This is a genomic window from Candidatus Persebacteraceae bacterium Df01 (assembly GCA_030386295.1).
Classification (GTDB): Bacteria; Pseudomonadota; Gammaproteobacteria; order Tethybacterales; family Persebacteraceae; genus Doriopsillibacter; species Doriopsillibacter californiensis.
In genome coordinates this window covers 185,188-203,643 of record JANQAO010000003.1, presented here as the reverse complement: position 1 = coordinate 203,643, position 18,456 = coordinate 185,188, and the positions used below count along the sequence as shown (strand labels likewise).

Annotated in this window: 23 protein-coding genes; 2 read left to right on the top strand and 21 right to left on the bottom strand. The window is 49.3% G+C overall.

Annotation, left to right across the window (positions count from 1 at the left end; all coding sequences use genetic code 11):
• The first annotated feature begins 74 nt into the window (after positions 1 to 74).
• Entirely contained in the window at positions 75 to 233 is a 159-nt protein-coding gene (locus NQX30_05680; protein ID MDM5147857.1) for a hypothetical protein, read from the top strand.
• 17 nt (positions 234 to 250) lie between these two features.
• The gene (locus NQX30_05675; protein MDM5147856.1) at positions 251 to 409 is read left to right on the top strand and encodes a 5'-nucleotidase; all 159 of its coding nucleotides are present in this window, start codon (positions 251 to 253) and stop codon (positions 407 to 409) included.
• Between the two features lie 109 nt (positions 410 to 518).
• On the opposite strand, the gene NQX30_05670 is transcribed toward NQX30_05675, so the two are convergent.
• The 21 genes from NQX30_05670 to NQX30_05570 all read right to left on the bottom strand — a co-directional run bounded on the left by NQX30_05670 (position 519) and on the right by NQX30_05570 (position 18,455).
• A complete protein-coding gene (locus NQX30_05670; protein MDM5147855.1) occupies positions 519 to 1,313 on the bottom strand; it encodes a hypothetical protein in 795 nt (264 codons plus the stop codon).
• Positions 1,313 to 3,094 carry a phage tail protein gene (locus NQX30_05665; GenBank protein MDM5147854.1) on the bottom strand — a complete coding sequence of 594 codons (1,782 nt, stop codon included), beginning with the start codon at positions 3,092 to 3,094 and terminating at the stop codon, positions 1,313 to 1,315. Before NQX30_05665 ends, NQX30_05670 begins: the two co-directional genes overlap by 1 nt.
• Before the next feature lies 1 nt (position 3,095).
• Positions 3,096 to 4,007, bottom strand: coding sequence for a hypothetical protein (locus tag NQX30_05660; GenBank protein ID MDM5147853.1), 912 nt, complete (start codon positions 4,005 to 4,007; stop codon positions 3,096 to 3,098).
• Complete coding sequence (locus NQX30_05655; GenBank protein MDM5147852.1) at positions 4,004 to 4,477, bottom strand: hypothetical protein; 474 nt, start codon at positions 4,475 to 4,477, stop codon at positions 4,004 to 4,006. The genes NQX30_05660 and NQX30_05655 overlap by 4 nt, the downstream gene beginning before the upstream one ends.
• Positions 4,477 to 7,425 carry a tape measure protein gene (locus NQX30_05650; GenBank protein MDM5147851.1) on the bottom strand — a complete coding sequence of 983 codons (2,949 nt, stop codon included), beginning with the start codon at positions 7,423 to 7,425 and terminating at the stop codon, positions 4,477 to 4,479. The genes NQX30_05655 and NQX30_05650 overlap by 1 nt, the downstream gene beginning before the upstream one ends.
• Positions 7,422 to 7,766 (bottom strand): hypothetical protein, encoded by a 345-nt coding sequence (locus tag NQX30_05645; GenBank protein ID MDM5147850.1) that lies wholly within the window; start codon positions 7,764 to 7,766, stop codon positions 7,422 to 7,424. Before NQX30_05645 ends, NQX30_05650 begins: the two co-directional genes overlap by 4 nt.
• Positions 7,767 to 7,783: 17 nt before the next feature.
• A complete protein-coding gene (locus NQX30_05640) occupies positions 7,784 to 8,188 on the bottom strand; it encodes a hypothetical protein (protein MDM5147849.1) in 405 nt (134 codons plus the stop codon).
• Between the two features lie 11 nt (positions 8,189 to 8,199).
• Entirely contained in the window at positions 8,200 to 8,682 is a 483-nt protein-coding gene (locus NQX30_05635; protein ID MDM5147848.1) for a DUF5675 family protein, read from the bottom strand.
• A 19-nt stretch (positions 8,683 to 8,701) separates the two neighbouring features.
• Positions 8,702 to 9,409 carry a hypothetical protein gene (locus NQX30_05630; GenBank protein MDM5147847.1) on the bottom strand — a complete coding sequence of 236 codons (708 nt, stop codon included), beginning with the start codon at positions 9,407 to 9,409 and terminating at the stop codon, positions 8,702 to 8,704.
• A gap of 159 nt (positions 9,410 to 9,568) precedes the next feature.
• Positions 9,569 to 10,513 carry a phage tail tube protein gene (locus tag NQX30_05625; protein MDM5147846.1) on the bottom strand — a complete coding sequence of 315 codons (945 nt, stop codon included), beginning with the start codon at positions 10,511 to 10,513 and terminating at the stop codon, positions 9,569 to 9,571.
• Positions 10,514 to 10,515: 2 nt separating this feature from the next.
• On the bottom strand, positions 10,516 to 10,725 hold the full coding sequence (locus NQX30_05620) for a hypothetical protein (GenBank protein ID MDM5147845.1): 210 nt from the start codon (positions 10,723 to 10,725) through the stop codon (positions 10,516 to 10,518).
• Positions 10,718 to 11,158 carry a hypothetical protein gene (locus NQX30_05615; protein ID MDM5147844.1) on the bottom strand — a complete coding sequence of 147 codons (441 nt, stop codon included), beginning with the start codon at positions 11,156 to 11,158 and terminating at the stop codon, positions 10,718 to 10,720. Before NQX30_05615 ends, NQX30_05620 begins: the two co-directional genes overlap by 8 nt.
• A complete protein-coding gene (locus NQX30_05610) occupies positions 11,158 to 11,595 on the bottom strand; it encodes a DUF1320 domain-containing protein (protein MDM5147843.1) in 438 nt (145 codons plus the stop codon). Before NQX30_05610 ends, NQX30_05615 begins: the two co-directional genes overlap by 1 nt.
• A 2-nt stretch (positions 11,596 to 11,597) precedes the next feature.
• On the bottom strand, positions 11,598 to 12,548 hold the full coding sequence (locus NQX30_05605; protein ID MDM5147842.1) for a hypothetical protein: 951 nt from the start codon (positions 12,546 to 12,548) through the stop codon (positions 11,598 to 11,600).
• 12 nt (positions 12,549 to 12,560) lie between these two features.
• Entirely contained in the window at positions 12,561 to 12,914 is a 354-nt protein-coding gene (locus tag NQX30_05600) for a DUF2190 family protein (protein ID MDM5147841.1), read from the bottom strand.
• Positions 12,907 to 13,878, bottom strand: coding sequence for a hypothetical protein (locus NQX30_05595; protein ID MDM5147840.1), 972 nt, complete (start codon positions 13,876 to 13,878; stop codon positions 12,907 to 12,909). Before NQX30_05595 ends, NQX30_05600 begins: the two co-directional genes overlap by 8 nt.
• 152 nt (positions 13,879 to 14,030) lie before the next feature.
• Positions 14,031 to 14,486 (bottom strand): phage virion morphogenesis protein, encoded by a 456-nt coding sequence (locus NQX30_05590; GenBank protein ID MDM5147839.1) that lies wholly within the window; start codon positions 14,484 to 14,486, stop codon positions 14,031 to 14,033.
• Positions 14,487 to 14,831 (bottom strand): hypothetical protein, encoded by a 345-nt coding sequence (locus tag NQX30_05585; GenBank protein ID MDM5147838.1) that lies wholly within the window; start codon positions 14,829 to 14,831, stop codon positions 14,487 to 14,489.
• Positions 14,831 to 16,399, bottom strand: a complete 1,569-nt coding sequence (locus NQX30_05580; protein ID MDM5147837.1) for a DUF935 domain-containing protein — start codon at positions 16,397 to 16,399, stop codon at positions 14,831 to 14,833. Before NQX30_05580 ends, NQX30_05585 begins: the two co-directional genes overlap by 1 nt.
• The gene (locus NQX30_05575) at positions 16,396 to 17,934 is read right to left on the bottom strand and encodes a hypothetical protein (protein ID MDM5147836.1); all 1,539 of its coding nucleotides are present in this window, start codon (positions 17,932 to 17,934) and stop codon (positions 16,396 to 16,398) included. The genes NQX30_05580 and NQX30_05575 overlap by 4 nt, the downstream gene beginning before the upstream one ends.
• Positions 17,934 to 18,455 carry a DUF3486 family protein gene (locus NQX30_05570; protein MDM5147835.1) on the bottom strand — a complete coding sequence of 174 codons (522 nt, stop codon included), beginning with the start codon at positions 18,453 to 18,455 and terminating at the stop codon, positions 17,934 to 17,936. The genes NQX30_05575 and NQX30_05570 overlap by 1 nt, the downstream gene beginning before the upstream one ends.
• Between the last annotated feature and the right edge of the window lies 1 nt (position 18,456).

Sequence of the window (18,456 nt, the reverse complement as noted above, 5' to 3'; positions counted from 1 at the left end):
TATAAAAGCACTTATAAATTCGGTCACAAAGATCGCCTAAAAAGTGAAGCGGAGCTGGCATTTATAATGCGTACATGACAATGCCACTGTTAACCGTTGCCGTATCATCACGCGCCTTGTTTGATTTTGAAGAGGAAAATGAAATTTTCAAATTGCACGGCGAAGAAGCCTATGTTCAAACACAACTGGATCGATTAGAGCGCGTAGCCAAGCCAGGCGTGGCTTTTTGCTAGCAAAAAAACTACTGGCAATGAATAACCACGGGGAAAAACGGGTGGAAATTATTGTGTTGTCGCGTAATGACCCTGTCACCGGATTGCGCGTGTTTCGAGCTATCGCCGAAAACGGATTGAATATCCAATGCGGTTGTTTTGTGCGCGGTTGTAAAACACCAAAATTATTGAGCTAATTTTCCAAATTATTGAGCGGTAACACTCATTATAGATTATTGCAATAGCCTAAAATGGCCGTTGCAAGGTGGTAGTAATTAGCTTAATTACTATGTTGTTCGGGTTAGCTTACTGAAAATCGGCTGCTAGGTATATTCTGAGGGTGTAGTCTTGGCCGACAGCATCAGTCCCCCAACCAATTGTGGCTCCTGGCCACTGTAGCTCTGTTATTGTTGAGTCGGTATCCGCCGACAGTAGTGAGGTGGCTTCACCATCAGGATTAATGAATGTGAATAGTAAATCGGTAGTAGGTCTTATCCTGGGGAAATCTACTGTCTCAGGCGTACAGAAACCAATATTAACGCCAGCTTCTCCTTCGTCAATTTCGCAGATGGTGTAATTGACATCGCCAACAACCACAATTACATTGGATGGTAATGTGCCGGCACTCACGCCGCTTTCGATGCTTCGCACACCATATACAGTACCGGCTTCGCCCACGTCCGGTACCCCCACTAAGTCAATAGGCCTGAACCCTGTCTCATCATATATTGGTTCTGGTGGTTTTTCCGTCCACCGGATAGCTAATCCCACGCGCCAGCGCACCAGCCCTCGGTCCACTGGCTGAACATTCGTCGCCCCACCACCAACCAATGTAGCCGTTACTGTACTTGTCCGTCCAACGGGTGTGTAATCAAATGACCCTATCCTGGCAATGTCTATGTCTACCCAAACTCTTAGACTCAAGTATTCCGCGCTGGTCAGCAACAGCGTTATGTTCTCGATGATGGTTTGGTGGTGCGCTGATTGGATTGTTTGGATTGCGCTGGAATTGAATTGAACCGTCTTGACTCCGGTATCCGTTCGTCTTTGTGCCGTTGACGATTCTCTGGCTGCTGTCGCATATGATGGAAAGGTAGCCATCAAACTGTCACCGCCGCACTAAATGAGTTAGCATCATCTTTGATTGCTTCCAGTGATATCTCTGTATCGCTCGTGTTGGTTATCGCTGTTAATTTGAATTGCCGACTAGTCTCGTCTCCGAAAAAATCGCTGGTTATGGTAACTATGTCGCCTACGGTTAGGTGCATATTGAGCGCACTCATCCGCCACGTAAGTTTCGCACTCCGGTGGATGAGCCACCGTGCACGTAATTCGGCTTCTCTCTCTGCCACTGCTGTAGTAGTGACGCCAAATAAATCAACGCGCTTGAGCGGTAGGTGGTTTGGTTGTCCTTCTAGTCGGTGGCGGATTGTCTCTTGCTGGTATCCATCAGCCGAATTACGGTACACCACCTCAACGCCGCCATATTTCTGCCGTAGTGTTGTGTCGTATCTCATTGTTGACGAATTATTGCGGCTAACGATATCATCATCTGTTATCGCTGCAACTGGGGTTATTGCTGCCCAACGTGTGTTTTCTGTCCCGGCGTGCGGGTAATCAGGCAACACCGAAAACCGTCCAGTCGCCCATGACACGAAACCATGACCGGCAGCGGCAATGAACTCAATCACTTGGTCAACGCGCCTTCGCGTATCTATGACCGCATTAAATTCCAGCTCTTCCAGCTCGCAAAATTCGTACCATGCACCGAGTGCTGCATCATCGAGCTGATCTGTCTCTAGTCCCACCCCCCACAGTAATTCATTATTATTATCTTTTTCGCCGATCATGAAGTAGCGCATTGCTGCCGCTGGATTAGATGAAACTGTTTTTGTTGTCGCCCACGCTTCGGCGGTAGCATCCCATGTCGGTATGCGGGCGTCAACAATAGCGTTAAACCGCTCAATCCGCCCGTTCAGCGTCTCGCTTGCTTGTGCGCTCATTTGCACTCGGTTTTGGTTTTCGTAATTTGTATTGGCGCTACGGAAGGCTCGCAACCGAGGTATATTAATCTTAGCAAATTGTGTGCTGCTGGTCGGCTCGGATGTTATTCGTGTGATTTTGATTGTTGTATTGGTGGTTAGTCCATTGTTGAGCGCTATGTCCGTTTGTATTGTTCTTCGCATTGTCTCACGTGAACCATTAGTTAGTGTGAGCCTGCTCCCGCTGAATGATAACCCCGGCGGCACATCGGTCACATAATCACTGAAATTATATTCGTCGCCATCTTCGTTGACTAGTATTACCGATAATGTAGCGGTTAATGACGCTTCGGACGAACTAGACAGCTGATACAACTGCGCTTCAATATCTATTGCTACGGCAGTTATGTTTTCTCCGTTCAGTGTGCGTACGAGTTCCGATCCATCCTTCCCGACTGACTTAGTGATGACCGCGCCATCTAGTGTTAATACATTGTGGTGTACTTCGTCGACCCCCAATGAGTGGTGTTTGGCTGCTGTCAGTTCCGCGGTTACATTAGTGACTGCCGTTATTTCTATTTCTAATATGGTTCGTGTCGTTACTAGTGAAGTCAAATCAAGCGTCCCATTAAATGTATTATCCACTGTTTCTGCGTAGTAGCTTCTCGCGCATCTTTCTCCTGCTAGTTCCCTTTCTCTGTCTAGTTCCCCGCTTTGGATAGCATAGCGTACCTTTTTTGATTCTGTCCCGTAGCTCGTCCACACCCCGTCGGCTACCCGTACCCTGATGATCGCGTGGCCATATATTTTTAGTGTGCATGCACCACTGATATATGGTGTAACTAACGTAATGGTTTCGCCATCTTCTCTAACCGTAATACTACAAGTAATCGAACCCATTTTACCTCCCCCCACGATCTGCTATAGAGTGCCTTAATTTTCTTCCGGTAGCCTCACCTCTAATACCCAACAATTCTCTGGTTCTAATAAAATAACTCCCACCTAAATCTCCTCTGTCTTCATCTGCTACTAGTGTCCCACTAATATTATCAATAACTAAGCTCTGTATCTCAGTAATGTCCGTATCACCAAGTTGATATTTTACGCCGCGTAAATCGCCATATCCGAAGTTATAGATGGCGGCGATATGCTGCTCGCCATCTTTATCATAGTACACATACGGCATAGCAGCATAATCAGCATACACTCGCACCCTCCCGAATATCAGCGGTAGCGGTTCGTAAGCACGTATCTTGTTGCTGCCGCCGGACAGGCTGTAGGTGTTGCTGGCTGTCGTTTCTGACTCTGAATTAAACTCCGATACACTAGGCGAGAATAACCCAGCGAGTAGTGTTGCTCCCACCGATACCGCCGCCGCAGCGGCAAAAACAAGAAAAATAGATGTGGGTTCTGCTGCTACCAGTCCATTATCTTTTAGCGCTCCTGCTGGATCGCGCACTAATCGCCGATACCCTTCGAGGCGCATTCGCTGTGCCACTCGCGACACCGACTCCACCGCCGTCACAAATTGTCCGCCGCCGCCACCGTGTAATACATAGGGCACCCCGCCCCGCATGACTACGATACCAATGTGCTTCGCTCGTCCTCGAGCGAATACAACAATGTCGCCGTCGGTCGGATTAATACACTCTTCCGTGGCACAAGGAAAATGCACTTTAAATAGCCGTTGTGCTTCAGTACCGTGCGGTGTCGGTAGGGGGATGTCCACACCCCATTCCTCCCGCAATACGTCCGCCACTAGATGCGCACAGCTTAGTGGCCGTCGTCTTAGATATTTATTTGCCCACTTCATTCGAAGAGTCCTGGAGCTGTATTATTATTGTAGTTAATGCGGACGGCCGCCGCACCCAATTCAGCTCCATTCACCAGCCTACAGACAATCCGGTCATCTTCTGCGCGTATGCTATCGGCAATCAAATCAATCTCCGCTTCTACAACATCGGGTTCGCTGCGCCGGATGACCTCCAGCTTAATTACTGCACCGCGCAATGATCCATCCATTATGTTCGGCATAATCTGTTTATCGACGTTGCCTAGTGTGAGCGTTGCTCGTGGCACCGCTGCATCAGTAGGTAGTCCAATTTGCAGCGCAAAAGCAGAATACGTATTACCGTTCGAGTCAATGCTGAGTACATCCGGCACATATCTTATAGGATCTCCATACTGATAATCAGGCGCACTCAGCGTGACCAACAATAATGGCGGGTCGGATACGTCCATCCGATTCCATGCGGCAGTAGATGCTAGTGATATCTCGCGCATTAGACTGGTGTTGCGGTCAGCCCGAATTGCTGGCTGATGCTTTTAGCTACTGGTCCACCCTCGGCTATGCTTTGAACGACAATGTCCACTATTACTTCGTCGCCTTCGCCAGTATCGCGTTGCGTTGCAGTCGCTGATACATTAGCTGCTTCCCCATTGTTAACCATATTAATAATGACGTTCGTCGGTCTGCTGTAATTGCGCGCCTCATCTCTGCTGAGCACGCGTTCGCCCGTCTGTAGTATTGCTGGCACTTCGTCGCCAGCTAGGCCACCGTTATGAAACCGCCGCGCATTAGCGAATGTTCCCGGCGGCACATGTCGCTCAGTCCCAGTATGGTGTCCGACCACACCGCCGGAGTGATATGCCCGAGCTGGTGGACCTGCAGACGTTGACTGTGGACTGCTGTTACCGCCGGTAACTGCATCAACTGCCATATCGCCATAGTAGGCACGCAGCACTGTGCCAGGCTTGACTCCAAAAGATTGTGCGATCAAATCTAATGTAGCTACCGCCGCTAACTCTAGTGATGCGGCGGCTATCTTTTTAGCGACGGCGGCAATATATCCCTTAGCGTATGTCTCCAATGCGCTACCTCCTTCGAGTGCTACCTGAGACAATCCTTGGATTGGTGCGCGTAATGACTCCACCGCACCTTCTAGGGTACCTAAGCTGCTGACGTCAACGACAAAAGCACCGGCCAGCGTATCCCGCAATTCTTCTGCTGCTGTCGCTGTCTGGTCTTGTATGTTCTCTAGCGCTAGCCGCCATTCTTCTTGTGCTAATTCGCGCAGCTCAAACCCTTGTTCGGGTGTGATTTCGCCTACGCCTTGCTGCTGGTCAATGTCGTTGAGTGTCTGGTCGCGGCTGATGGTCGCGAAGTCGATATCCGCTTGCACCCCCAGCTCATCGCCAGCGTCAAAGCCGCCAAAAATATCGCGTTGACTGAGTGCGTCTGCTCGCTCCTTGCGAAATTTTGCCCGCCGCTGCTCAATGTCGAGTGTGACATCCTGCTCACGGCGGAATTGCTCCACCAGCGCATCGGTATTATTACGCACGCCATTAACATATTCTTTACGGTTTTGTTCGTCTTGGCGATAGTCGTCTGCTAGATTGTCTACATTAGTTTTGACTGCGTTGTAATAATCTTCTCTGGCTTGTTTTTCGCGTTTAAATTCTGCTGCCTGCGCATCTACATTCGCGCGCAACTCCGCTGCATTAATCTGGCTGATAGCTTGGTCGCGTAACCCTGCTGCTGTACCCCGTAATTCCGCTAGTTTTGCTTCGCCCACTTCCAGTTGTTTAATTTGCTTTATCCTGTCGTCAAATGCTGCCAGTGCTTGCGCTCGCTGACGAGCAAAGCTATCGGTAATCAACGCAATCCTGTCACGCTCAAATCCAGTGGTAATTTGCAATAATGCATCTGCTGTTTTTTTTGCGGTTGCTTCATCGGTAGGTGCTTTCCTTGTTTCTTGCTCGGGTATAACACTCCCGTCTGACGCTAGTCCTTTTTTGGCTGCTGATAATGCTCCGCGAAGTGTCTTGAGTTGATTCGTGAGTTCATCTATTGTGTCGTTTACCAGCTCCTTATTATTAAGCTCCCCAAAAGTGCGGCGGATTGATGCTATTCGTTTTTCGAGTTCGGTAATTTTTGTTTGTAGTGCGTCTACGTTGTTGGCTCCCGCCTTACCCAAGTTGCTAATAAAAGTATCTAACTTCGTGACCTCGAGTGTCGCGCCGACTGTCCCATTCTTCAATGTATCTATTGCTTTTAACATTCCATGAATTGAGCCAACTACGGCAACGCCAACCAATCCGCCAACCGCTAGTTTTAGTCCTGTTGCCGCTACCGCTGCTGTTGCCGCGGCAACCGTGAGTGTACCCAATGCTTTCGCTGCTTGTGACGCATACCGCCCCACCAAAATCAATTCACCAGAACCAACAATAATCGCTAGCGCACCGGCCACGCCCTCAAAATTCTGACCTAAGTTTTCCATGGCTTTGTTCAGTCCTTTTGATGCGGCGCTTGCATCATTCATCGCCGACACATAGCGTAATACACCAGTGCTGATCTGTTGCCATCCCTGAGATATGGTCGGTGCTAGCCTGCTGAATTGTTCACTAACGGCTTCGTTCTGCGATAGTATCGCGTTGATAATCACTTCCGCCGTCAGCTTACCTTCTTCAGCCAGCTGTCTTAGTTGGCTGCGATTGACGTTCAGCCCGCGCTGTAGCGTAGCAAATAACCCCGGCAAACTCTCCAAAACTGACCGCAGCTCATCGCCTTGCAGTCGGTTACTTGCTAACCCTTGTGCAAACTGAACTAATCCGCCAGCAGCACTCTCCGCTGTCGCGCCGGATATGGCTACTGCTTTGGCGGTAATCTCTACGATCTCTAATAATTCCTTCTGGCTTCGTCCGAGCTCATCTGTTGATAGCGCTACGCGCCCGTATAGCTCACCAGTGGATACGAACGAACTACGAGTTTTCAACGATATATCAAATAATTGTTGTTGTATGTCTATTAATTCGCGGGTGCTATCTGTCACTAGCGATAGTCGATTTCGTATGTTGCCGAGGTCGTTTAGTGCGGATACGGCCTGTCGCACTCCAACATAAGAAGCAGAAAAAGCAATAAGGCTTTGTGTAGCGGCGCTCATGCCGCCGCTAAATTGATTTGTTACTACGTTGGCCTTGGTGAGTTGGGCGGTTGCTCGGCTCGTTGCCGAGGCCGCACCACGGGATGCAACGGCATATCCTTTGTTGGCGGTCGCTGCTATTGTTGTTGCTTTAGCGTTGCCACTCAACCGCCCGGTGAGCGTAGTGAGTTTGGCAGATGATTTTTGCGCCGCGCTACCCAGCCCAGTTAATTGGTTGGTTACTTTTTTGAGTGCTGCATCGAGGTCGCCCGTATCGGCGTTAATGGTAATAGGTACAGTTAACGTCATTTTCTTACTCTGTTGCGGATGCTGACGGTCACCGCTTCCATTGCTGTCAGGTCATCTAATAGTGTTGTCATTTTTGTCCCCGCAATGCGCGGACAACGCAACGACAACAACGCCGCAACCGCCGCCCAATCAAGCCCCAGCAATAGCACGTTACCGCCCATCGGCGGGAAGTAATGCCGCCACACCGAATCGGGCAGTTGATTAAATATCGATACACTGCGCACCACGCCGCGCCACAGCTTGAATGATTTTTGTGGGGGAGGTTCTGCTGCCATCGCTAAGCCAAATGCGGCGGCGGCGGCGGCGAGATTTTTCTTGCCGTTTTCGCTTTTGGCTTTCATCTCGCCATCTGCCCACTCTATATATTGTCTGAGGTGCTGGCGGCGGGCTTTCCCAGCGTTATGTCTGCCAGCGATTGAACAATAGCATCACGTAGCGCCGGCATGGCATCCATAGCCGCCAGTAAGTTTTTTTCGCTGAAGGATATTTTTTTCCCATCTGCGTCCTGCACATCATCCCACCCCAATACATTATCCACGCATATTTGGTCTAGCACGTCCTCTATTTTTTGTTTTGCTTGTGCCGATGAGCGAATAGTTAATGCTCGTGATTCATCCAGTGTTTGGTGCATTTTGTTTCGGGATTTTTTATTTAGCGCGCGCAATATCATCGTAGTAACGTGTTCAGTCACCACACCGCCATCAGCGGCAACGCTTACGGTAACCGGCCAACTGACCTGTAAATCTTTTTGAATGAGTATCATTTTTGCTCCTGTTATGCGGCGGCCGGAATGCCGCCAAAATCAAATGGACAGCCATTTATTACTTTTATTGTCAGCCCTTCTTCAGAAGCCGCCGCAGCGGCAAGATGAGGATAAATAGCACGATAGGCCACTGTGCTGTGTACTACTCTACAGTTTGTTTTTTCGCCTAGGCGTAATTCATTGCCGACGAGTAGGCAGCCGCTGGTATCATCTATTGTGTTGCCGATGTGGATTAGTACCCACTTAAAATTAGGGATGTTGTTGAGCAGCAACATGCCTTTGTGTTCGGGATATTTTTTTTTATATCGTTCATGAAATCCCCCCGCCGTGTGTAGGGTAATGGGATATTCCCCGATTGGTATGGCAGTAATATCATTTATTTTTTTATTGCGCATTCTGTCTTCGAGCACATAACACAGCTGCTTATCTTGACAATATAGCGCCCCCGCGGTGCAGGAACCATCCGTATAGAACCTAACTAGCTCTATTATCATTATTCGTTTAATTTTTTCATCACAAGGCAAATCTATCAACCCGTAAATACCTTTGTTTAAGATTTACATTGGTTGATGTTTGCGCCTGGATTACATAGGCTTGAAATTTTATTGTGTCACCAGCATCAAGATTTATTTGATAATTTGCGCCTAGGCGACCATCAATAGCTACTACCCGAAGGTAACACGATTGACTATCATATTCAGAGAGGCGTGTGGTGGTTTTATATAGTCTAGTCTCAATATTTTTTCTTGGATTACCGCTTGAGTTGCGCTCATCGAGAAAAGCGTTCAGCCTGATAGAGTAAGCCCCTGCTGGGTTATTGGTTACTTCATCGCCTGTGCCAGTTATGGCAGCATCGCTGCTTGTAGATTGATCTGGCGGAAAAGTCAGAAATACTGACGTGCCTGTGCCGCCCAAGCCCCGCTTGGCTGGGCCCGAAGCAGAGACGGCATTCGGCAACATCGGCTGCGGTATTTGCGCCAGGGCCTCCGTAATAGCTGAGTTTACTTGTTCGGCAGTCTGTCCGCTGCCGCCGCTACTGCCACCACCGCCAAAACCAACGTGAATACGGCATACGTTATTGTGACGCGGATAATATCCCACCCAATAATCAAATCGCTTACTGCGTATTCTCATATGCATAGTAACGAAACTCAATACTTGCCCCAGTAGTTGTGCGCAGCCATGTATTCTCTGTGCGTGATGACACGACGGCAAAATCATCCCCCACCGGAATCCCCACTGTTGGTGCCGTAGAACCGTCGCTATACCCAAGCTCTAGGAATCCCTTATTGTGCCCGTTGGTGTTCCCAAATATAGGACCAGCACCGAGGTTTGTCCATGAACCTGTTAGTGTTACCGTTGCTGAGGTGCGTATTGTCATTATTGTGTTGTGATTATGATTTCGTCATTGCCGGCATCTGGCACTAACCGCAACGGAATAGTTGCCGTCAAGATACCATCGCGGTCACCGAATGTCGGTGCGCCGAGGCTGATATTGGGGCAATCAACTTTGAATATTGTGCCGGCAGTGCGCCCACCCGAACCGTCCGACTCACCTAAAACAAATGCCAGTGGTCCACCAGTCGCCGCTCGTGCAATATCAATCCAATTCTTATCCGCTACGGTGGTATAGTCTATTGTTGCCGAGCCCACCGGCGCTCGCTCGCTAATAACAATGTCATTGCTGCCGATAATGTCGGTAGATGTCACCGCATTGGCTATGTCAATACTAAATTCATTACATACAACATCGTAACCGTGTATCGCTAATGTTGCATTAGTGAAATCAACAGCAAGCGGCGTACGGAATGCCGATAGCGCTGCTGTTGGATTGGCTTCGTCACTCGGCCCAGCATAAGAACCAGTGAATGTGTATCTGAATGATGGAGCACCACCCGCAGATAATGTCAGCGTAAATGTTCCTTGACAGCCGACTAGCTTCTGCACAACGCCATCTCTATATACATATATCGTCAGTGTTTCGGCGTTGTTGGTGATAGGCGACCATGACACCGATGTGCCGACAGTAACGGTCTCGTTAAACAAACACCCACGCAATAACGGTGCCCATGCTGGTACCGTATCGGCTGCACCCGCTGCGGATACCTCCACGTCAAACGCAATAGTCACGCGTTTATTAATTAATAGTTGCGGCCCGTGCCCGAAGTATCCCGTATTCCGCGGCAAATCAACCGTATCACTGGCAATGGGCGTGTGCTCTATATTGCTTACTTGTATTGCATTCGCTGCGCCTGTAGGGATAGCATCCGTCCCTGATGTCGTCTCGACCTTGGCGAGGATAATACTATTGTTGGATTTTAACATCGTTATACTCCGCTAGCTATACTAGGTTTACTTGCTGGTTTTTTTTCTTCCGCCACCTTATCCGACCAGATACTCTTGCCTTTTATCAGTCGCTCAAAGTCTTTGCTTTTGGTTTTGTTTTCTGGGATTTCTTCGCCTTTTTTAATTAATGCTCCGTCCCAAAAGATATTGGTTTGTGCCCAATGTCTTATTTTTTTATTTTTGTTAGTCATTTATTCTCCTTAGTTCGGCTGTATAACCAAACAATTCTTGCGTGATAGAAAACGGTAAGCTGTCAATCGGTGTCTCCGGGCGTCCGCCGCCAACATAGATCACCTCAGTAAATGCGTTATCTAGGACGTGTCCAATCAGTGCCTCACGGACATCAGCCGCCACACGCTCTAGTTCGGTTATAGTTTCACCTTGTATGGTGTGGCTCGGCGCGATAATCACACACGCAACTTGTACGCGTACAGTCTGAATATAGTTACCAATTGTTGCTGGTGCATCCGCACTCGTCTCGCCATTAATGACCACAATGCCTTTTTGCAGTGGAGCATACAACTGATCAATGCCAACACGAATATCATAGCCTGATGTGCTGGCATGGCTTTGTAATCGCGCGGCGACTGCGGCAATACTCGGAATGATAGATAGTGCTCCCATTAATATCCCCGCATTGCGCTATCGTTGAATGTGCCGAGGCTATCGCTACCGTTCCGCGCATCGAGTGGAATTGCTTCGCTGTCAGCTGCTGTTTCTGCTGCTGTTGCTTCGGCATCAGCCAGCGGCAATACAGCCCGCCCCGCACTAATGTCTTTAAGTCTACGGATGGCGTCTTCGTACCCAAGCCGCGCTGCCTCATTCGGCAGATTCCGCTGGAGCAGATAATAAGCAATCCGGCATTCTATGGTGATGAGTGCTGGTGGCGCTGGGTTACGCAGCCCTACATATTCGTTGATTTCGTTGGATGCGTCAGTGAGCGCTGATGTCACTGCGGTCTCATTGATGGCGTTATTGCGTACGGCCTCAATGTCGGTAAGGCGGATAAGCTCCGCCTCACCATACCGGTCGGTCAGATCGGCTAACGACGCATACGTCACTATTAAGTCAGACAGTTAGTTATGATCGCACCAGAAATCTCGCTTAGGTGGATCACCTTCCGACAGTCAACCGGCCGGATAACAGTACCACCTTCTGGTCCGCGATTATCTTCGTTCCACTTGCGCACGATCATCCCGCCGTGTTCTGTCGCCGTCACCGCGAAAGCCGCAGCATTGGCACAACGCAAATCAGTCGGCACGCCCACGCGAACCAATGCGAGCGTATCAGCACTGTCCCATATTCTGCTTGTTGGTGCTGTATTATCGCTGGTCGCTGCCCATGCTTCGCCGACAATAATCTTATCTAGGCCCAACACCATGGCTATCGAATCCAGTGATTGGTAGCCGGCATCTCCATTTGTCCGGTGTACTGCCTTATTAATATTAGGGTTTGATCGTAGCGCGTGCGCTACATTCATACCGCACACTGCAACATTAGGTCGGGCGATGGCCTCTTTAATTGCGTTGGTGATGGTCTTAATTGGATCAGACGCGTCATTATCGAATTGATCACCGCCGGCTAGTGCGAACTGCAACGCTGATGCATAGTTCGTGGTGTCGAATACGACATCACGAACTTCTACTTCGTGGTTGATCCTCATCGTTGCGAGTACCGATTGTAGCGCGGCGTCTTCTAGGAGATTCATTCTCTCTCTATCCGCGCTGACATGGCGATTTTCTGCGCGGTCTATGAACGCGTCAACTCCATGGCTATCTAATGAGAACGCCTCTAGCGATGATGCCGTCACTATTTCTTGGGCGCGAGCACCATAGGCCATCCTAGTTTCGACCGCCTGAAAAAACGAACCATCACTAAACTTTTGGTATTGACCGTATTTGTTTGCCGGCGTTCTCATTGCCACTTGTTCGGCAATGAATGAATTGGGCATATTGCTATACGCAATCGCTAATTGAGATAATCTATTATCCTGTTGGTGTGCTTGTGTTGTCATTTTTTATCCTCCTTAAGCGGTGTGTATGCCGATTAGCACGCGCACGGTCTCGCCCGCTGATGCTGATTCCAGTGCGACACCAATAGCGCGATTACCGCTGGCTGCTGTCGCGCCCTTGCCGTCGGCTGCCGCTGTGATTGCCGCACCGCGTACGATAGTTGCTGATGCCTCTACTTCCGCGATGCCGCTGACTATAACGCCGACTTGTTCGCCGCTATTGCCACCACGCTTATCTGTAATTCCGATGCTTAGATGACTGCCGGCTGTCGCTAGATTTACAATGCCGTCGGCGGTCGGCCGCACAATGCAGCAACCCGGTAGGTCCGCTGCCGCCTCTAGTGATGTGGTTAATATTTGATTACTCATGTGTCATGTCTCCTGGTATTTTTCCTGGTATTTTTCTTTCTGATGCGAGTTGCTGCTGCGCCTCGCTTAGTGATAGGTTGTTTTCTGCTGCATAATTAGCTATGAGTTTGCCGGCAGTGTCAGCACTCATCCGTGGTGCTGGGGGGGTATCTTCCAGCACCGAAAATAATCCTGTCTTCGACATCCCGTCCATCAATGCAACGAAATTGTCTGCCGCTAATCCTTCGCAGAAGTCAGCTGATTGCGGCTCTTGCAAGGCTGCATATATTTTTTGTGCCTTGTCTGCAAATGCGGGCGGCAGCTTGCCTTCTGTGATCCATTTATGTACGACTTCTTTGCGCGCAGCTTCCCGAATGGCGGTATCGCGCTCATCTAGTTCGTTTTGTTTTGCCGCAAATTCGACTTCGCGTGCAGCCTGTGCTGCCGCTTGAGAATCTAGCTCGGCTTTGCGCTCGTTAATCACGGCTAACTGATCTGCGAACTGATCGGCAACCACTGTGTTTATTGGTGTCTCTGTATCTGTCAAATCGACGGTAATATAATCATCTTCAGCATTTAAGTTAGCTGGAGCAAGTCCGGGTATTGCCGGACTTGCTCCACCCAAAAAGCCTAGGTGTCTTAAGTTAGGTTTGCCCGGGGTGGGATTAGATGTGCTATCGCGCTGATGCAAGCTAACGCTTACCTTGGGGTAGCGGCCATTACGAACCCAATCCATGAATTCAGCGCTATTCGCGCGTATCGTAGCTACTAATCTATCGCCCGTGCGACTGAGTTTCGTCACCCAGCCAAATGCGGGCGCATCATTGTTTGTTGGGTGCCCTAATACAACGGGTGCTGGATCGTCAGGGTTGTATGATGCTTGAATCTGATCCAGATAATCAGAATTAAATGTATGCGTTACTCCAGCGCTATCACTGAATGTGCCGGTGCGCATTATTTCTTTCCTAAATATCAATTCGTCCATGGTTGTATTTTGCCTTTTCTTTACCGGCTTTCCGCTACGTAGTGGTGTCTATTTCGTGTTTTTGGGTGGTGGATAGCGCGACCGCCCGTAAAGTGATTTTTATCGCGGTGCGCGCAAAATGCAACGCACTTGCAACGGTTTTGTTGGTGGTTTTATTTTGGTATTACTTTATTTTTTAATGACCGCTCGGCTGCTTGTTGTATTGCCCGCTGCCAAGAAGCCGGTAATGCTGCTGTATTGTTGATTATCGGCATGAAGCGACGAGCGACGAGATTACGTCTCAGCGTGCCATGCTGGTGTCGCACATAGGTCATACCCGCACCAATTCGAACATTCTTCTGCGCGACATTAATGACGTAGTTAATACTACGCCGCAGAGTGTCGGTATCACTCAGCACCTTATCAGTCCTGCTGGCTCGCCCTTGTCTTCGCCGCGGCCGCTTGAGCGGTTGCCAACGCTGCCCGTATGGATCGGTCTCATTGAGAAATGTTCGCACGACACGCGTCTGCACTGTGCGTCCGATAGTATCAAGCATGTCGGCGGTTATTATATTTTTCAGCCCGCGGATATAGCTCTTAATCGCGCGATCGTCTATCTTAATTGTCATTTAGGTTCCATCGCAGCCTGCCCAGCTGTGAGTGTCCATATACTCTGCCCACTGATATTTTTTATCTTTTATATTGGTGGGGGGCTTTTTTATGATGGCGGGTATCTTGCTGGCGGCTACTTGTACCTGAATTCCGGCTCGCCATTCATTAAATCCTTGGCCTTTGGCGGCGGCATCAATCAGACTATCATTCAGTTTGGTTAGTGTGCTGATTTTTGATACCTGTGCAACAGTAAATGCTACGTCGCGCAACTGACCATACCTCCGCTTAAATTCACCGCTGTTAATACTGACCCCCCGCGCGCGTAAATATCTCAACGCAGCAGTGGGGAGGACTATGTCCATCAATCTACCTTGCCTACCTCGCCTGCCGCCATCCCCGACACCATCAACGCTTCTAGCTTCTCACTCATCGGCGTGTTACCTGCTGCACTGGCAACTGCATCAATAATGGCTTCCAGTTCTTCTGCATTTTGCGCGGCGTCAAGCTGCTCGAGCGCAAACGCCTGTAATTCTTTCCATGCTTCAGCAGCATGGCCGGTCGCCGTCTCATCTATATCGTTTATTATTTTTATTGCTTGGTTGCGGCGATTGTTTAATTCCTCTGCCGCAAAGTTAGCCGTTAGCTCTGGCGTGGTCGGCATCTCATCGGAATTCTTATGATAGAAATTGCCGTCAATCTGAACCCCGAATCTCTCACGGTAGTATTGTTCTGGATTGGCGGGGCGTACGCCCTGCGCCAGTAACATCGCATCGCGTTCTGCCCGTTGGATTTGCGCGCCCAACGCCGGCATGTCAAAGTGCAGCATCGGCACCTTGGCATTGTCATCAATGTTGTAATGTGTAATCCACTTAAATGCCTGACGGCGTAGTGCAGTCTGTATTCTGTGCGCGTCTTCAGTCATGGCAGCTTGGCTCACCCTCTCATGAACTTCGCCGGCGGCACGTGACCCAGACGACCCTGACATCGTTGTGGTTAGTGTATTGCCGAGCACGCACACCGCAATATCTTCATCTATTGCCATTTTCCAGTTTTTATAAAAATCTGTTTGGGCGGACCCGCCGCTACCCGCATTGGCAAATTCAACTTGGAATCCTTCTTGTTTCATTAACGCCGTGTCTCGGCGCAACGAAGCCAACATCCGCCTGAATAATGTTCGCTCGCTTTGCTTGGCTGTGCCCGGGTACGTTCCTACGACATACGGCGTACCAAACCTATCTCCATACCGCGCCCAAAACTGCATACAATAACGGCGAAATAGCTGCGCCCAGTACAGTCGGATACCCAGCCCTTTGCCGTATGGATTGTCATTTGAGCGTTCGCGGACGGTCACCAAAAATTTAGCGGGGAGGGTAGGGTCACCGTAATAGGTATCCGCCCACGTCAACACACGCAACCGAAATTGCGTATCAAAAACAAATCGCCATGGCGGCTTACTACGCGCTTCTCGCGGGAGCCAGTGACCTCCGTCTGTTGCCCAGATTAATTCAATCACGCTCAACCCATATAGCGTGCTGTCCAGCATGTTGTTAAATAGCGTCTCGGCATCAATCCCAGCTAGCCATTTATCACACAATTTGGCGGCACGTATATCCGCCGGAGCATCTCCTCCTGGCACTACGCTCCAGCCATTGGTGAGTAATCCTCGCTTGCGGATATCCAGCATACTAGCTATGCGTATATCTTGCTCACACTTACGATATATTTTCAACTTTTGTGTTGGAGATTGATTTTTAATAATGTCATCGTGTTCGTCAATATCAATGACTCCAGCCGTCGGTGCGTAATACGGGTCGCTATTGATGGTTGCTTGTTCGTCGGTTAAATTTTCTTTTTTAGGCATGGGTTGTGGCAGCACTAATTCCTCGCTGCTGCGCCCCGCCGGTAAATTCTTAATCAGCCAATTAATCATACGTCTCCCTTGCCATAGGCAATTATTTGTTCACGGAATGGGTCGTGCGGGATTACCTCTTCCCACTCCAATGCACCGGCATCGTTTCGCGTTGCGGCATAAGCCAGTGCCAGCGCAACAGCCGAGTCACAGTGCCGCTGGATGCCGTCCGTGCCTTTTATTCGGCCGTCCGGCGGTTTGGGTGTTCCGTTGATCACCTCAACCGACCGTAAATCGTTGATTATGTCTACCTGCCGCGGTATCGCAATCGCGCCATCCTCGAATGCTTGTTTGAGCGGTGGCATGTTGTTGTCGTACCATCGCGCGCTTGTTTGGTTGGCGACAATTGCGTTCTCACCCCATTTCTGTTGTAGTGCTTCTGATGTAGGATTACCAATGCCGCGCGCATCACATTGCGCACTACCGAAGCCGCCATTATCAACCAGCCACTCAATCATGAGATTGCCCAGCTGCTCCTGCTGGCGAAATGGACACCCCGCCAACTCAATAATAATCGCTCGCCGCAACATAGTCGGCATAAGAAACATTACCGCAATGCTGGACTTGTCGCCACTGCGGCCAAAGTCCCAACCCAAAAAGCCCCGCTGTTCGCGCCCCACTGATACCAGTGCCGGCATCACAACCGAAACAAAAAACTGGTTTATTTCTGCTTCGCGAGCGCGCTCCGGCCAAAAGGTAAACTCGGTTGGAGAGACGCCATCCGGCGTTGCCCAGCGTAACAACGGTAGTGCTGCATCAGTCCGCGCTTCGATGAGTGCTGTCGTCATCCATGCTCCACTGGATTCTCCGGGGATACAAAATAACTCTTGTGCTGGATTTTCTACTTCGCCAATAACACGATAATAAAAACCTTCTTCTTCTTTCACAGCCCAATTTTTTTTGTTTATTTGGCAGATGCGGCGGTACAGCCCATCCTTCATTGCATCGAGGAATGTCGTCTTGAGTAGCGCCCATCCTTTTCTCTTTCCACTCTGAATGTCGGCAATGACTTCTGTAAATGGATGTGTCACACGCGCAGCTGATGACATGAATGATATATGCGAGCCCCATATGATGACTGGCGTTATAGCTTCTAGTATGTCGATAAAGCCAGCAATATCACGACATTCGTCAACAGTGAACGAATCCCCGGGGGCACCTTTTGACCGAAATGCTGCCGGATTAGCTGAGAGTGCTTCGATGCGGCGACCGCTTGCGCACCGAACCTCAAACGTCAGATTATCTTTGTCGGCATCGTTGATCTGAATATCGCCCATTGCGATTTGGAATTTTTTTGCCCAATTTTTTGCGTCGGATATGTACTGGCGCGTCATATCCTTGTTATATGCTTGGTAGTAATGATGGCCCGTCCCCGCTGCGGCAATGTTGAGCGTTGCCAGCCCGGCATCAGCCCATGATGCGCCAATTCGCCGACTCTTAAGCCATACTATTATTTGATTCTTTTTTTTAAGTGCTTCATATACGCGCTGATATGCCAGCAGCGGAATATCTGATATGGGAGAGCTGCGCTCGTATGCGGGAGCGGAAAAAGCCATCAAGTAATACCGGCAATTATGCCGCGCAACAATTTTATCTTGTCCGGTGATAGTCCCGCCGATGATACAAGTTTTTCTGCTTGGTTTTGTGCCGAGGTTATATTGTTTTGTACTTTTCGTTGGTAATCTAGCAGCCCAACCTTGCTGCGGAGTAGAACAGATATGCTTTGGGCGGCTTCTTTTAATTCGGCTGTGGATAATTCTTTATTTTTAATTAGATTATTAAACAGCTCTGCGGATATTAACCTGCTGGTCGCTATGGTTAACTCTTCTTCGTTATCGTTAGAGGCACGCCCTAGCGCCTTAGCTATTTCGGTTATGTCCGATATTTTTTTAATGCGTTCTTCTAGTTTCTGTCCGAATCGGTGGAGCGCAGCACGACTAATCGTATAGCCGTGTGTTTTTTTAAGCCATTCAACAAGCTCCGTATAATCGGCGAATCCATGCTTAACTAGCTGTTTCTCAAGTTCTTCGCGAACATGAGCAGGTAATTTTTTTCTTACTATGCTACCTTTGGCCATG